The organism is Streptomyces pactum (assembly GCF_002005225.1).
GTDB classification, from domain to species: Bacteria; Actinomycetota; Actinomycetes; order Streptomycetales; family Streptomycetaceae; genus Streptomyces; species Streptomyces pactum_A.
In genome coordinates this window covers 1,719,492-1,733,124 of the sequence record NZ_CP019724.1, presented here as the reverse complement: position 1 = coordinate 1,733,124, position 13,633 = coordinate 1,719,492, and the positions used below count along the sequence as shown (strand labels likewise).

The window sequence follows — 13,633 nt, the reverse complement described above, 5'->3', positions numbered from 1 at the left end:
GCGCGGACGGGCATCGCCGAGTCGGACGTCAGCCCCTGAGCTGCTCGTACGCCGGCAGCGTCAGGAAGTCGGCGTAGTCCTCGTCGAGGGAGACGGTGAGCAGCAGGTCGTGGGCCTGCTGCCAGTTGCCGGCCGCGAACGCCTCGTCGCCGATCTCGGCGCGGATGTTCGCCAGCTCCTCGGCGGCGACCTTGCGGGCCAGGTCGGCGGTGACCTGCTCGCCGTTGTCGAGGACGACCTCCGCGTTGATCCACTGCCAGATCTGCGAGCGGGAGATCTCGGCGGTGGCCGCGTCCTCCATCAGGTTGAAGATGGCCACCGCGCCGAGGCCCCGCAGCCACGCCTCGATGTAACGGATGCCCACCTGCACGGCGTTGACCAGGCCCGCGTACGTCGGCTTGGCGTCCAGGGAGTCGATCGCGATCAGGTCGGCCGCCTTGACGTCGACGTCCTCGCGCAGACGGTCCTTCTGGTTCGGCTTGTCGCCGAGGACCTTGTCGAAGGACTCCATGGCGATCGGGACCAGGTCGGGGTGGGCGACCCAGGAGCCGTCGAAGCCGTCGCCGGCCTCGCGGTCCTTGTCGGCGCGGACCTTCTCGAAGGCCACCTTGTTCACCTCGGCGTCCCGGCGGGACGGGATGAACGCCGCCATGCCGCCGATCGCGTGCGCGCCCCGCTTGTGGCAGGTGCGGACGAGGAGTTCGGTGTACGCGCGCATGAACGGGGCGGTCATCGTCACCGCGTTGCGGTCCGGCAGGACGAACCTGGCGCCGCCGTCCCGGAAGTTCTTGACGATGGAGAAGAGGTAGTCCCAGCGGCCCGCGTTCAGCCCGGAGGCGTGGTCGCGCAGTTCGTAGAGGATCTCCTCCATCTCGTACGCGGCCGTGATCGTCTCGATCAGGACGGTGGCGCGGACGGTTCCCCGCGGGATGCCGACGTAGTCCTGCGCGAAGACGAAGACCTCGTTCCAGAGGCGGGCCTCCAGGTGCGACTCCGTCTTCGGGAGGTAGAAGTACGGGCCCTTGCCGAGGTCCAGCAGGCGCTGCGCGTTGTGGAAGAAGTACAGGCCGAAGTCGACCAGCGCGCCCGGGACCGGCCGGCCGTCGACCTGGAGGTGGCGCTCGTCGAGGTGCCAGCCGCGCGGGCGCATGACGACCGTCGCCAGTTCCCCGTCCGGGCGCAGCGCGTAGGACTTGCCGGTGCGCTCGTCGGTGAAGTCGATGCTCCGGGTGTAGGCGGAGGCCAGGTTGAGCTGGCCGAGAACGACGTTCTCCCAGGTCGGCGCGGAGGCGTCCTCGAAGTCCGCGAGCCAGACCTTCGCACCCGAGTTGAGCGCGTTGATCGTCATCTTGCGGTCGGTGGGGCCGGTGATCTCGACGCGGCGGTCCTGCAGCGCGGCCGGAGCGGGGGCCACCCTCCAGGAGTCGTCCGCGCGGATGGCGGCGGTCTCCGGGAGGAAGTCGAGCGAGGAGGTGCGGGCGATCTCGGCGCGGCGCTCCGCGCGGCGGGCGAGGAGCTCGTCACGCCGGGGCGTGAACCGCCGGTGCAGCTCGGCCACGAAGGCGAGCGCCGCATCGGTGAGGACCTCCTCCTGCCGGGGCAGGGGCTCGGCGTCGACGATGGCCAGCGTGGACGGCGCTGGTGCGGACATGAGCTGTCACTTCCTTCAGCGGTGGCACCGGGTGCCAACGAGCACGTATGGGGCATAGCGCACCCGTTGTGCGGTCGGGTGCTTCTGGTCAGTGGATAGTAGTTTCCTCATTGTGGAACTTCAATGGTTTGTTGATGTCGAGATTCTCTGAGTCGAGGCAAGGTGGCGCCCAGTGCCACGCTCCTCACTCAAGGTGGCGCAGGTCGGCCTCCGTGTCGATGTCGTACGGCCGCGCCACGTCCCCGCACTCCACGAGCGCGATCTCCGCCTCGTGTTCCCTCAGGTAGGCGCGTGCCCCCCGGTCCCCGGTGGCAGTCGCGGAGACCCCCGCCCAGTGCGCGGCGCCGAGGAGGACCGGATGGCCGCGCGCGCCCGCGTAGGCCGCCGAGGCGAGCGACGATTCGTCCAGGTATCCCGCACGCACGCGCGCCATCGCCCGCGCGCCGATGCCGGGCTGGTCCACCAGCGAGACCAGGGCGGCCCGCATGCCCGTCCCGGCCAGTGAACCGAGCCCGGCGCGCAGTGACGACCCCATGCCCTGCTCCCAGTCGGGGTTGTCCACGACGACGCAACCGTCGAGCGCGGCCCGCGCGCGTACGTCCTCGGCGCGCGCCCCCAGTACGACGTGCACGCGGGCGCAACCGGCCGTGCGCAACGCTGCGATCGCATGTTCGACGAGTGGACGTCCGCGGTGCTCGAGCAGCGCCTTGGGGCGTCCGCCGAGTCGTCGCCCGCCCCCGGCGGCGAGCAGCAGCCCCGCTACCTGGTCTTCGTTGTCGGTCATGCGTCCTGCATACCTGACCGCCCGCCGAACGCTCCGGCGTGCGCGGGTTTCGGGAAGACTGAAATTCGGTCCGCGCGGTGGCGCGTCCGGTGCGGGGTGGCGTTTACTGGCCCGCGTCCCCGGCGCCCGGCCGACGCCATGGGGCGCTCGGCACGATCACCGGGTAGGGGCGCGCAACGGGGAGCGAGGGGGAGGGCTGTGTTGCGGAGCTTGGGGCAGAGGCAGGCGACCGTCGGTGACGAGGATGTGAGGGTGGCGGCACTGCGGACCGCGGTGTCCCGGTTGCGCCGCCAACTCGCCCTGCTGCCTGCCGACTTCCCGGACCGGGCCATCGCGGAGGACGAACTGGCCGACCTCGCCGCGATGACGAACCACGGTGTCCCCGAGGTGCCGCGACTGCACCGGGCCCTGCTGCTGATAGTCGGCGCGATCGGCTCCGTCAGCGCCCTGTCCCGGGGGCTGGCGGAGGTCCGTCACGCCGTGGAGCTGTTCGGCGATCCTCCGCGCCGCTGATTCTCCGTGCCGCCGGCGCCCGCACGGGCTCATCCTCCGCGCGGGTTGTGTCCTGCGCCCGGTTGAGTCCCGCGCAGGCCGTGTCCCGCGCAGGCTGTGTCCTGCGCCGGCTGAGTCCCGCGCCGGTTGGACCCCGGGTCGCCGGCGCGGGTGACGACGGCGCCGGTTACGCGGCCGGGTTGCCGTTCGAGGTGAGCAGGGCCTCCGACAGTTCCGCCGCCACCTGCTGGAGCAGCGGCACCATCCGGTCGGTCGCGGTCTCCGTGACCCGGCCTGCCGGGCCGGAGATCGAGATCGCCGCCGCGGTGGGGGAGTTCGGGACGGAGACGGCCAGGCAGCGGACGCCGATCTCCTGCTCGTTGTCGTCGATCGCGTATCCCTGGCGCCGCACGTCCTCCAGCGCCGCGATGAACCCGTCCGGCGTGGTGATCGTCTTGTCGGTCGCGGCCGGCATGCCGGTCCGGCCCAGCAGGGCCCGTACCTCGTCCGCCGGGAAGTCCGCGAGCAGGGCCTTGCCCACGCCCGTGGAGTGCGGCAGGACGCGCCGGCCGACCTCGGTGAACATGCGCATCGAGTGCTTGGACGGCACCTGCGCGACGTACACGATCTCGTCCCCGTCGAGCAGCGCCATGTTCGCCGTCTCGCCGGTCTCCTCGACCAGGCGGGCCAGGTGCGGGCGGGCCCAGGTGCCGAGCAGCCGGGACGCGGACTCGCCGAGCCGGATCAGACGGGGCCCGAGCGCGTAGCGGCGGTTGGGCTGCTGGCGTACGTATCCGCAGGCCACGAGGGTGCGCATCAGGCGGTGGATGGTCGGCAGCGGCAGCCCGCTGCTCGCGGAGAGCTCGCTCAGGCCGACCTCGCCACCCGCGTCCGCCATCCGTTCGAGCAGGTCGAAGGCGCGCTCCAGGGACTGGACGCCTCCTGTGGCGGACCTGGCGGAGTCGGTGGTGCTGGCGCTGGACGTCGGCACGGCACGTTCCTTTCGGGGCTGGCGGGAGAAAGAAGCGTACCCGGCGGCCGGTTGACTACCGGCTTGTACGTAGCTACGTTCTGCTTGCTGGAATTCTAATTCCGCTTTGTGGAAACGTCCAGGATGGATCCGCTGGGCATGCCCGCACAAAGGGTGCCTCTTGACGGCGCGGGAGCGGGAATGAAGACTCCTTCAACAGAACGTTGAAAAACTCGGTGGCGGAAAGAGAGGTTCGGGTGTCCGAAGCTGAACTGGTGCTGCGCTCGACGCGCGTCATCACTCCCGAGGGGATACGTGCCGCGTCGATCGCGGTGACCGGGGAGACGATCGCGGCCGTCCTGCCGTACGACGCCCCCGTCCCGGCGGGCGCCCGGCTGGAGGACGTCGGTGACCACGTCGTCCTGCCCGGCCTGGTCGACACCCACGTGCACGTGAACGACCCCGGCCGCACCGAGTGGGAGGGCTTTTGGACCGCCACCCGCGCCGCGGCGGCCGGCGGCATCACCACCCTCGTCGACATGCCGCTCAACTCCATCCCGCCGACCACCACGGTCGAGAACCTGCGCACCAAGCGTGCGGTCGCCGCCGACAAGGCACACATCGACGTCGGCTTCTGGGGCGGCGCCCTGCCCGACAACGTCAAGGACCTGCGCCCGCTGCACGAGGCCGGGGTCTTCGGCTTCAAGGCGTTCCTGTCGCCGTCGGGCGTGGACGAGTTCCCGCACCTCGACCAGGAGCAGCTCGCCCGGTCCCTCGCGGAGATCGCCGCCTTCGACGGCCTGCTGATCGTGCACGCCGAGGACCCGCACCACCTGGCCGCGGCCCCGCAGCAGGGTGGTCCGAAGTACTCCCACTTCCTCGCCAGCCGCCCGCGCGACGCCGAGGACACGGCGATCGCCGCCCTCCTCGCGCAGGCGAAGCGGCTCAACGCGCGCGTGCACGTGCTCCACCTGTCCTCCGGCGACGCCCTGCCGCTGATCGCCGAGGCCCGCGCCGAGGGCGTACAGGTCACGGTCGAGACGTGCCCCCACTACCTCACCCTCACCGCCGAGGAAGTGCCGGACGGTGCGAGCGAGTTCAAGTGCTGCCCGCCCATCCGGGAGGCCGCCAACCAGGACCTGCTGTGGCAGGCGCTGGCGGACGGCACCATCGACTGCGTGGTCACCGACCACTCGCCGTCCACCGCCGACCTGAAGACCGACGACTTCGCCACCGCCTGGGGCGGCATCGCCGGCCTCCAGCTCAGCCTGCCGGCCATGTGGACCAAGGCACGCGAGCGCGGCCACGGCCTGGAGGACGTCGTGCGCTGGATGTCCACGCACACGGCCCGCCAGGTGGGGCTCGACGGACGCAAGGGCGCCATCGCCGCCGGCCACGACGCCGACTTCGCGGTCCTCGCCCCCGACGAGACGTTCACCGTCGACCCGGCCGCCCTCCAGCACCGCAACCGCGTCACGGCGTACGCGGGCAAGACCCTGTACGGCGTCGTGAAGTTCACCTGGCTGCGCGGACAGCGCGTCGTGGCGGACGGCGCGTTCACTGAGCCGAAGGGACAGCTCCTCACCCGGTCGTGACGCGTCCGGACCTCCTGAACCCAGCTCACCCCGAACGATCCCGAAAGGAACACCTGATCACCGTGACGGCCCAGCAGAACCCCTCGTTGGCCAGCTTCACCGGCGACGCGAACCCCTACGGAGGCGGCGACCCGTACGCGGACTACCGCACCGCCGACCTCCCCTTCACCCAGTACGCCAACCTTGCCGACCGGCAGCTCGGCGCGGGTGTCGTCGCCGCCAACGACGAGTTCTTCGCCCAGCGCGAGAACCTGCTGGTGCCCGAGCCCGCCGAGTTCGACCCCGAGCACTTCGGGCACAAGGGCAAGGTCATGGACGGCTGGGAGACCCGCCGGCGCCGCGGCGTCTCCGCCGAGCACCCCTGGCCCACCGAGGACGACCACGACTGGGCGCTGATCCGCCTCGGCGCCCCCGGCGTGATCCGCGGCATCGTCGTCGACACCGCCCACTTCCGCGGCAACTACCCGCAGGCGGTCTCCGTCGAGGGCACCTCGGTCGCGGGTTCCCCGTCGCCCCGGGAACTGCTCGCGGACGACGTGAAGTGGACGACGCTCGTCCCGCGCACGGCGGTCGGCGGCCACGCGGCCAACGGCTTCGCCGTCTCCGCCGAGCAGCGCTTCACCCACCTGCGGCTCAAGCAGCACCCGGACGGTGGCATCGCCCGCCTGCGCGTGTACGGCGAGGTCGTCCCGGACCCGGCCTGGCTCACCGCCCTCGGCACCTTCGACGTGGTCGCCCTGGAGAACGGCGGTCGGGTCGAGGACGCCTCCAACCTCTTCTACTCGCCGGCCACCAACACCATCCAGCCCGGCCGCTCCCGCAAGATGGACGACGGCTGGGAGACCCGCCGCCGCCGCGACCAGGGCAACGACTGGATCCGGTACCGGCTGGTGGACCGCTCGCGGATCCGCGCGATCGAGATCGACACGGCGTATCTGAAGGGCAACTCGGCCGGCTGGGCGTCGGTGTCCGTGAAGGACGGTGAGGACGGCGAGTGGCGTGAGGTCCTGCCGCGCACCCGGATGCAGCCGGACACCAACCACCGCTTCGTCCTGCCCGAGGCGGCCGTCGGCACCCACGCGCGCGTGGACATCTTCCCCGACGGCGGCATCTCCCGCCTGCGCCTGTTCGGCTCCCTGACCGAGGACGGCGCGACCCGCCTGGCCGCCCGCCACCAGGAACTCGGCGGCTGACCCACGACCCAGGAACGGACCGGCCGCCCCGCCCCGGGCCGGGCGGCCGGCCCCACGAGACCCGCGGGACGCACCGGCCGGACAGCACCGGTGCGTCCCGCGCGCACGCGCGCCGACGGTCGCGTCGTCTACGCCGCGTGCCCGCCGTCCACGGCGAACTCCGCGCCCGTGACGTACGAGGCACCCGCCAGGTACGCCACCGTCGACGCGACCTCGTCCGCCGTGCCGAAGCGCCCCAGCGCGGTCATGGCGGCCTGTCCGTCCGCGTAAGGGCCGTCCGCCGGGTTCATGTCGGTGTCGATCGGACCGGGGTGAACGATGTTCGCCGTGATCCCCCGCGGGCCCAACTCCCTGGCCAGGGCCTTGGTCAGCCCGATCAGCGCCGACTTGCTCGTCGCGTACAGCGTCCCGCCCGGTCCGGGTACCCGCTGGGTCATGCAGGTGCCGATCGTGATGATCCGGCCGCCCTCGGACATGCGGGCCGCGGCCGCCTGCGAGGTAAGGAAGACCCCGCGCACGTTCACGGCCAGCAGCCGGTCCACGTCGTCGAGCGACAGGCCCTCCAGCGGACCGAGCACGCCGAGACCGACGTTGTTGACCAGCACGTCGAGGCCGCCGAGCGCCTGCGCTACCCGGTCCACCGCCCCGGCCGCCTCGCCGGCGTCGGCGGAGTCCGCCCGCAGGGCGACCGCCCGGCGGCCCAGCGCCTCGACGGCCCGTACGACGTCCTCGGCCGCGTCCTTGCCGTTCACGTAGGTGAGGGCCACGTCGGCGCCCTCGCGTGCGAGCCGCAGCGCGGTCGCCGCCCCGATGCCCCGGCTGCCGCCCGTGACCAGGGCGATCCGGCCGGTCAGCGGCGCCGAGGAGTGAGTAACCGATTCCGTGTTCGTGTTCATGGGTCCATCCCAGCGGGCCGGGCCTTCGCACGCTGGCGGCGAACGGACATCGACCTGACCGATGAGTCGCGGACGCCGGCGGAGTCGGAACCGGTGACAGCCAAGACCGCGACCCACGAAAGCAGGCATCCGTCATGGGCAAGCTCGTACTCACCACCTTCCTCACCCTCGACGGCGTCTACCAGGCGCCCGGCGGTCCCCGCGAGGACACCCGCGACGGCTTCGCGCAGGGCGGCTGGAGCGTGCCGTACGGCGACGAGGACTTCGGCCGGTTCGTCGACGAGGTCTTCGGCCGTGTCGGCGCGTTCCTCCTCGGCCGGCGCACCTACGACATCTTCGCGGCGTACTGGCCGAAGATCACCGACCCCGCCGACCCCGTCGCCTCCAAGCTGAACGCCCTGCCGAAGTACGTCGCCTCCGCCACCCTCACCGACCCCGACTGGGCGGGCACGACCGTGCTCGGCGGCGACCTCGCCAAGGAGGTCACCGCGCTGAAGGAGCGCACCGACGGGGAGCTCCAGGTGCACGGGAGCGGAGCCCTCGCGGGCTCGCTGCTGGCGCTCGACCTCGTCGACACCGTCCACCTGCTGACCTTCCCCGTGGTACTCGGGGCCGGACGCCGCCTCTTCGCGCAGGGCGCTCTGCCGACGGCCTTCCGGCACACTGGCGGGCGGGTGACGGGCGCGGGCGTCTCCATCCAGTCGTACGACCTGGCCGGGCGGCCCGAGTACGGCTCGTACGAACTGTGAACTCGCCGAGAACACATACGACCCCCCGGCCAACCCCACGGCCTTGTCATTGACATGCCACTGCCTGGGAGGTGCGGCGGTGCTTGGGGTGCGTGGGGTGGCGCGGTGCGGCGGTGCTTGGGGTGCGTGGGGTGGCGCGGTGCGGCGGTGCTTGGGGTGCGTGAGGTGGCGCGGTGCGGCGGTGCTTGCGGTGCGTGGGGTGGCGCGGTGCATGCGGCCCACGCGGTCCCGCGGTGCGTGCGGAACCCGCTCACCCCGCCGTGGACGCCGTGGACGCCCCGGCCCCCGGGATCTCCGCCAGCCGCACGGGCCTGCGCTCGCGCCGGGAGATCTCGCAGGCCTCGGCGATCCGCAGGGCCAGCAGTGCCTCGCGCCCGTCGCACGGGTTGGCCCGCTCGCCGCGCACGACCTCCACGAACGTGGTCAGTTCGGCCTCGTAGGCGGGACCGAACCGTTCCACGAAGCCGGTCCACGGCTTGTCCGCGGCCGGCGGTCCGGTCGGCTCGGTGGAGGCGATCGGCGTACGGTCGTCCAGGCCCACGACGATCTGGTCCAGCTCCCCGGCCAGCTCCATGCGCACGTCGTACCCCGCCCCGTTCAGACGCGTCGCGGTCACCGTGGCCAGCGTGCCGTCGTCCAGCGTGAGGAGGGCCGCGCCGGTGTCCACGTCGTCCGCCGCGCGGAACATCGGCGGGCCGGCGTCGGACCCGGCGGCGTACACGTCGGCGACCTCGCGGCCGGTCACCCAGCGCAGGACGTCGAAGTCGTGGATCAGGGTGTCCCGGTAGAGCCCTCCGGACTGCGGCAGGTACGCGGCGGGCGGCGGGGCCTGATCGCTGGTCATCGCCCGGACGGTGTGCAGCCGGCCGAGCCGCCCGGACCGTACCGCCTCACGGGCCCCCGTGTAGCCGGCGTCGAAGCGGCGCTGGAACCCCATCTGCAGAATCGTCCCCGCGGTCTCCACCTCGGCGATCGCCTGGAGCGTGCCGGGCAGGTCCAGCGCGATGGGTTTCTCGCAGAACACCGGTAAACCCGAGCGTGCCGCCCGACCGATCAGTTCGGCGTGGGCCGGCGTCGCCGTGGTGATCACCACGGCGTCCACGCCCCACTGGAAGATCTCGTCCACTCCTGGTGCCGCCGTCTCGCCCAGCCGGTGGGCCAGGTCCTGGGCCCGCGCGATGTCGGCGTCCGTGAGGATCAGGGATCCGACGTCGCGATGACGGCTGAGCGTGTTGGCGTGAACGGTGCCGATGCGGCCCGTTCCGATGACCCCGATGCGCATGGAATCAAAGTGGGCTCACAGCCCGCGCGCTGTCAATGCGTATGTCCGGACAATCGAACTACACAACTTCCCGTCAACAGCGCACGGAGCTACGCTCGGCCCGTGCCGAAACCAGAAGTGGACCCGACCGTGTCGCTGGACCTCAGCGTGGATCGCAGCAGCCCCGTGCCGCTGTATTTCCAGTTGTCGCAGCAGCTCGAGGCGGCGATCGAGCGCGGCGCGCTGACCCCCGGCAGCCTGCTGGGGAACGAGATCGAACTCGCCGCGCGGCTCGGTCTGTCCCGGCCCACCGTCCGTCAGGCCATCCAGTCGCTCGTCGACAAGGGCCTGCTCGTGCGCCGCCGGGGCGTCGGCACCCAGGTCGTGCACAGCAAGGTCAAGCGCCCACTGGAGCTCAGCAGTCTCTACGACGACCTGGAGGCGGCGGGCCAGCGCCCGGCCACGAAGGTCCTGGTCAACACGGTCGTGCCCGCCACCGCCGAGGTCGCCGCCGCGCTCGGGGTCGCCCAGGAGAGCGACGTGCACCGGGTGGAGCGGCTGCGGCTGACGCACGGGGAGCCGATGGCGTACCTCTGCAACTACCTGCCGCCGGGTCTCTTCGACCTGGACACCGAACTGCTGGAGGCCACCGGCCTGTACCGGCTGATGCGCGCCGCCGGGATCACCCTGCACAGCGCCCGTCAGTCCATCGGGGCCCGCGCCGCCACCGCCGGCGAGGCCGAGCGGCTCGGCGAGGCCGAGGGCGCGCCCCTGCTCACCATGGAGCGCACGACGTTCGACGACATGGGACGCGCGGTCGAGTTCGGCACGCACACCTACCGGCCGTCCCGCTACTCCTTCGAGTTCCAGTTGCTCGTGCGGTCCTGACCCGCGCCGGTCGGCGGACCGGGGGCTTTGCGGTCCGCGGTGCCGCTCGTCGTGAGGTCCGCCGTGCCGGTGGCCGTGCCGGTGGCCGGGCCCGTGGCCGGGGGGCTCGCCGTGCGAGGCCGTCCCAATGTCCGGACAATGTGACCGGCGCCTGCTCCCCGGCGCCGAGTGATCCGCTGCCATGTCGGACAATGGGGCGTTTGGGGTTTCGAGAACCCGGCCGGGTTCCGCGGAACCCCGGCACGCACAGCACGGCACAGCAAGAAGGGCACGGCCTCGTGGCACGGTTTCGGACCTGGGTAGGCATAGCGCTGGCAGGGGCACTGTCCGTGTCCCTGGCCGGCTGCAGCAGCACCGGCGGCAAGCGCGCCGAGGACGCCCGCAAGGCCGCGTCGGCCCAGGGGGAGGCGGCGGTGGACACGCCCCGCTGGACCTTCGCGATGATCACTCACTCGGGTGATGGCGACACCTTCTGGGACATCGTCCAGAGCGGCGCCGAGCAGGCGGCCGTGAAAGACAACATCAACTTCCTGTACTCCCACGACGACGAGGCCCAGCAGCAGGCGCAGCTCGTGAACGCGGCCATCGACAAGAAGGTCGACGGGATCATCGTCACGCTCGCCAAGCCCGCCGCCATGAAGTCCGCCCTGGCCCGTGCCGAGAAGGCGGGCATCCCCGTGATCACCGTGAACTCCGGCTCGCGGGAGTCCAAGGAGTTCGGCGCCCTCACCCACGTCGGCCAGGACGAGACGATCGCCGGCGAGGCGGTCGGCGAGGAGCTGAACGAGCGCGGGCGCGAGCAGGCGATCTGTGTGCTGCACGAGCAGGGCAACGTCGGACACGAGCAGCGCTGCGACGGCGTGGAGAAGACCTTCGACGGCGAGGTCCAGCGGCTCTACGTCAACGGCACCAGCATGCCGGACGTGCAGTCCGCCATCGAGGCCAAGCTGCAGACCGACAAGTCCGTCGACGCGGTCGTCACCCTCGGCGCGCCCTACGCCGACACCGCCGTGAAGGCCAAGCAGGGCGCGGGCAGCGAGGCCGAGATCGACACCTTCGACCTCAACGCCAAGGTGGCCGCCGGGCTGGAGGACGGCACCCTCGGTTTCGCCGTCGACCAGCAGCCCTACCTCCAGGGCTACGAGGCGGTCGACCTGCTGTGGCTGTACAAGTACAACGCCGACGTCCTCGGCGGCGGCCGGCCGGTGCTCACCGGACCGCAGATCATCACCAAGGACGACGCCGCGGAGCTGGCCGACTACACGAAGCGGGGCACTCGATGAGCGCCACCACGGAGGCCCGATCCGACGAAAGGATTCTGCAGACCTCTCCGCTGCGGAAGCTGCTGGGCCGCCCGGAGCTGGGTTCCGTCGTCGGCGCGATCGCCGTCTTCGTCTTCTTCGCGTTCTTCGCCGACAGCTTCCTGCGCGCCTCCAGCCTCAGCACGGTGCTCTACGCCGCGTCCACGATCGGCATCATGGCCGTGCCGGTGGCGCTGCTGATGATCGGCGGTGAGTTCGACCTGTCCGCGGGCGTCATGGTCACCTCGTCGGCCCTGGTCTCGTCGATGTTCAGCTACCAGATGACCGCCAACGTCTGGGTCGGTGTCGGGGTCTCCCTGCTGGTCACCCTGGCGATCGGCGCCTTCAACGGCTTCATGCTCACCCGGACCGGACTCCCCAGCTTCATCATCACGCTCGGCACCTTCCTGATGCTGACCGGCCTGAACCTGGGGTTCACCAAGCTGATCGACGGCACCGTCTCCACCAAGACGATCGCCGACATGGAGGGCTTCCCCTCCGCCCGCGAGGTCTTCGCCTCCACGCTCACCATCGGCGGCGTCGGCTTCAAGGTCACCATCCTGTGGTGGCTCGCCCTGGTCGCCGTCGCGAGCTGGATCCTGCTGCGCACCCGCGCCGGCAACTGGATCTTCGCGGTCGGCGGCAACAAGGACGCCGCCCGCGCGGTGGGCGTACCGGTCACCAAGACCAAGATCGGCCTCTACATGGGCGTCGGTCTCGGCGCCTGGATCTCGGGCCAACACCTGCTCTTCTCCTACGACGTCGTCCAGTCCGGCGAGGGCGTGGGCAACGAGCTGATCTACATCATCGCGGCCGTCATCGGCGGCTGCCTGATCACCGGCGGCCACGGCAGCGCCGTCGGCTCGGCGGTCGGCGCGTTCATCTTCGGCATGACCGGCAAGGGCATCGTCTTCGCCGAGTGGAACCCCGACTGGTTCAAGTTCTTCCTCGGAGCGATGCTGCTCCTCGCGACCCTGCTCAACGCCTGGGTCCGCAAGCGCGCGGAGGCGACCAAGTGACGCAGACCGAAAGCGGTACGCCGAAAAGCCGCGCGGCGCTCGTGGAGCTGGCCGGTGTCAGCAAGAACTACGGGAACGTCCGTGCCCTGGAAGGTGTGACCCTCCAGGTGCACGCGGGCGAGATCACCTGCGTGCTCGGCGACAACGGAGCCGGCAAGTCGACGCTCATCAAGATCATCGCCGGGCTGCACCAGCACGACGGCGGCACCCTGAGCCTCGACGGCGAGGAGACCCGCCTCTCCTCCCCGCGCGAGGCCCTGGACCGCGGCATCGCCACCGTCTACCAGGACCTGGCCGTCGTCCCCCTCATGCCGGTCTGGCGCAACTTCTTCCTGGGTTCCGAGCCGCGCAAGGGGGTGGCGCCCTTCAAGCGCATGGACGTCGACCACATGCGCCGCACCACCCACGCGGAACTCCTCCGCATGGGCATCGACCTGCGCGACGTCGACCAGCCCATCGGCACCCTCTCCGGCGGCGAGCGCCAGTGCGTGGCGATCGCCCGCGCGGTGTACTTCGGCGCGAAGGTGCTGGTGCTCGACGAGCCGACGGCGGCACTGGGCGTGAAGCAGTCGGGCGTGGTCCTGAAGTATGTGGCGGCGGCCCGGGACCAGGGCCTCGGTGTTGTGCTGATCACCCACAACCCGCATCACGCGTACCTGGTGGGAGACAGGTTCGTCCTGCTGAAGCGCGGCACCATGGTGGGCAACCACGAGCGGGACGACATCACGCTGGACGAGCTGACCCGCCAGATGGCCGGGGGCAACGAGCTGGACGATCTCCGCCACGAACTGCGGCGCCGCTAGGAACAAGGGTTGGTGCCGGTTCGCGGCTCCG

Annotated in this window: 13 protein-coding genes; 8 read left to right on the top strand and 5 right to left on the bottom strand. The window is 71.3% G+C overall.

Annotated elements, in window-relative coordinates; all coding sequences use genetic code 11:
* Window positions 1-28: 28 nt before the first annotated feature.
* Window positions 29-1,651 (bottom strand): malate synthase A, encoded by a 1,623-nt coding sequence (gene aceB, locus B1H29_RS07165; protein ID WP_055419442.1) that lies wholly within the window; start codon window positions 1,649-1,651, stop codon window positions 29-31.
* Between the two features lie 184 nt (window positions 1,652-1,835).
* Window positions 1,836-2,435: a nucleotidyltransferase family protein gene (locus B1H29_RS07160; RefSeq protein WP_055419441.1), complete on the bottom strand. Its 600-nt coding sequence runs from the start codon at window positions 2,433-2,435 to the stop codon at window positions 1,836-1,838.
* 198 nt (window positions 2,436-2,633) lie between these two features.
* Between B1H29_RS07160 and B1H29_RS07155 the strand changes: the two genes are divergently transcribed.
* On the top strand, window positions 2,634-2,948 hold the full coding sequence (locus B1H29_RS07155; RefSeq protein ID WP_055419440.1) for a DUF5955 family protein: 315 nt from the start codon (window positions 2,634-2,636) through the stop codon (window positions 2,946-2,948).
* Window positions 2,949-3,114: 166 nt separating this feature from the next.
* On the opposite strand, the gene allR is transcribed toward B1H29_RS07155, so the two are convergent.
* Window positions 3,115-3,918 carry an allantoin degradation transcriptional regulator AllR gene (gene allR / locus B1H29_RS07150; RefSeq protein WP_055419439.1) on the bottom strand — a complete coding sequence of 268 codons (804 nt, stop codon included), beginning with the start codon at window positions 3,916-3,918 and terminating at the stop codon, window positions 3,115-3,117.
* A gap of 236 nt (window positions 3,919-4,154) precedes the next feature.
* On the opposite strand from allR, the gene allB reads away from it, so the two are divergent.
* On the top strand, window positions 4,155-5,492 hold the full coding sequence (allB, locus tag B1H29_RS07145; protein WP_055419438.1) for an allantoinase AllB: 1,338 nt from the start codon (window positions 4,155-4,157) through the stop codon (window positions 5,490-5,492).
* 62 nt (window positions 5,493-5,554) lie between these two features.
* Window positions 5,555-6,685: an allantoicase gene (gene alc / locus B1H29_RS07140; protein WP_055419437.1), complete on the top strand. Its 1,131-nt coding sequence runs from the start codon at window positions 5,555-5,557 to the stop codon at window positions 6,683-6,685.
* Between the two features lie 128 nt (window positions 6,686-6,813).
* On the opposite strand, the gene B1H29_RS07135 is transcribed toward alc, so the two are convergent.
* A complete protein-coding gene (locus B1H29_RS07135) occupies window positions 6,814-7,581 on the bottom strand; it encodes a 3-oxoacyl-ACP reductase family protein (protein WP_055419436.1) in 768 nt (255 codons plus the stop codon).
* Between the two features lie 134 nt (window positions 7,582-7,715).
* Between B1H29_RS07135 and B1H29_RS07130 the strand changes: the two genes are divergently transcribed.
* On the top strand, window positions 7,716-8,330 hold the full coding sequence (locus B1H29_RS07130) for a dihydrofolate reductase family protein (RefSeq protein WP_055419435.1): 615 nt from the start codon (window positions 7,716-7,718) through the stop codon (window positions 8,328-8,330).
* Between the two features lie 250 nt (window positions 8,331-8,580).
* Here B1H29_RS07130 and B1H29_RS07125 read toward each other — a convergent pair whose 3' ends face one another.
* Entirely contained in the window at window positions 8,581-9,612 is a 1,032-nt protein-coding gene (locus tag B1H29_RS07125) for a Gfo/Idh/MocA family protein (RefSeq protein ID WP_055419434.1), read from the bottom strand.
* Window positions 9,613-9,741: 129 nt separating this feature from the next.
* Between B1H29_RS07125 and B1H29_RS07120 the strand changes: the two genes are divergently transcribed.
* The 4 genes from B1H29_RS07120 (at window position 9,742) to B1H29_RS07105 (ending at window position 13,602) form a co-directional block, all read left to right on the top strand.
* Window positions 9,742-10,479: a myo-inositol degradation transcriptional regulator gene (locus tag B1H29_RS07120; RefSeq protein WP_079160717.1), complete on the top strand. Its 738-nt coding sequence runs from the start codon at window positions 9,742-9,744 to the stop codon at window positions 10,477-10,479.
* Between the two features lie 278 nt (window positions 10,480-10,757).
* Window positions 10,758-11,762, top strand: coding sequence for a sugar ABC transporter substrate-binding protein (locus B1H29_RS07115; protein WP_055419432.1), 1,005 nt, complete (start codon window positions 10,758-10,760; stop codon window positions 11,760-11,762).
* Window positions 11,759-12,799 (top strand): ABC transporter permease, encoded by a 1,041-nt coding sequence (locus B1H29_RS07110; protein WP_055419431.1) that lies wholly within the window; start codon window positions 11,759-11,761, stop codon window positions 12,797-12,799. The genes B1H29_RS07115 and B1H29_RS07110 overlap by 4 nt, the downstream gene beginning before the upstream one ends.
* Entirely contained in the window at window positions 12,796-13,602 is an 807-nt protein-coding gene (locus B1H29_RS07105) for an ATP-binding cassette domain-containing protein (protein ID WP_055419430.1), read from the top strand. Before B1H29_RS07110 ends, B1H29_RS07105 begins: the two co-directional genes overlap by 4 nt.
* The last annotated feature ends 31 nt before the right edge of the window (window positions 13,603-13,633 follow it).

Excerpts from the sequence above, each read along its gene's own strand:
- B1H29_RS07110 (WP_055419431.1), top strand. The coding sequence starts at position 11,759 with ATGAGCGCCACCACGGAGGCCCGATCCGACGAAAGGATTCTGCAGACC.
- aceB (WP_055419442.1), bottom strand. The coding sequence starts at position 1,651 with ATGTCCGCACCAGCGCCGTCCACGCTGGCCATCGTCGACGCCGAGCCC.
- B1H29_RS07130 (WP_055419435.1), top strand. The coding sequence starts at position 7,716 with ATGGGCAAGCTCGTACTCACCACCTTCCTCACCCTCGACGGCGTCTAC.
- B1H29_RS07135 (WP_055419436.1), bottom strand. The coding sequence starts at position 7,581 with ATGAACACGAACACGGAATCGGTTACTCACTCCTCGGCGCCGCTGACC.
- B1H29_RS07125 (WP_055419434.1), bottom strand. The coding sequence starts at position 9,612 with ATGCGCATCGGGGTCATCGGAACGGGCCGCATCGGCACCGTTCACGCC.
- B1H29_RS07160 (WP_055419441.1), bottom strand. The coding sequence starts at position 2,435 with ATGACCGACAACGAAGACCAGGTAGCGGGGCTGCTGCTCGCCGCCGGG.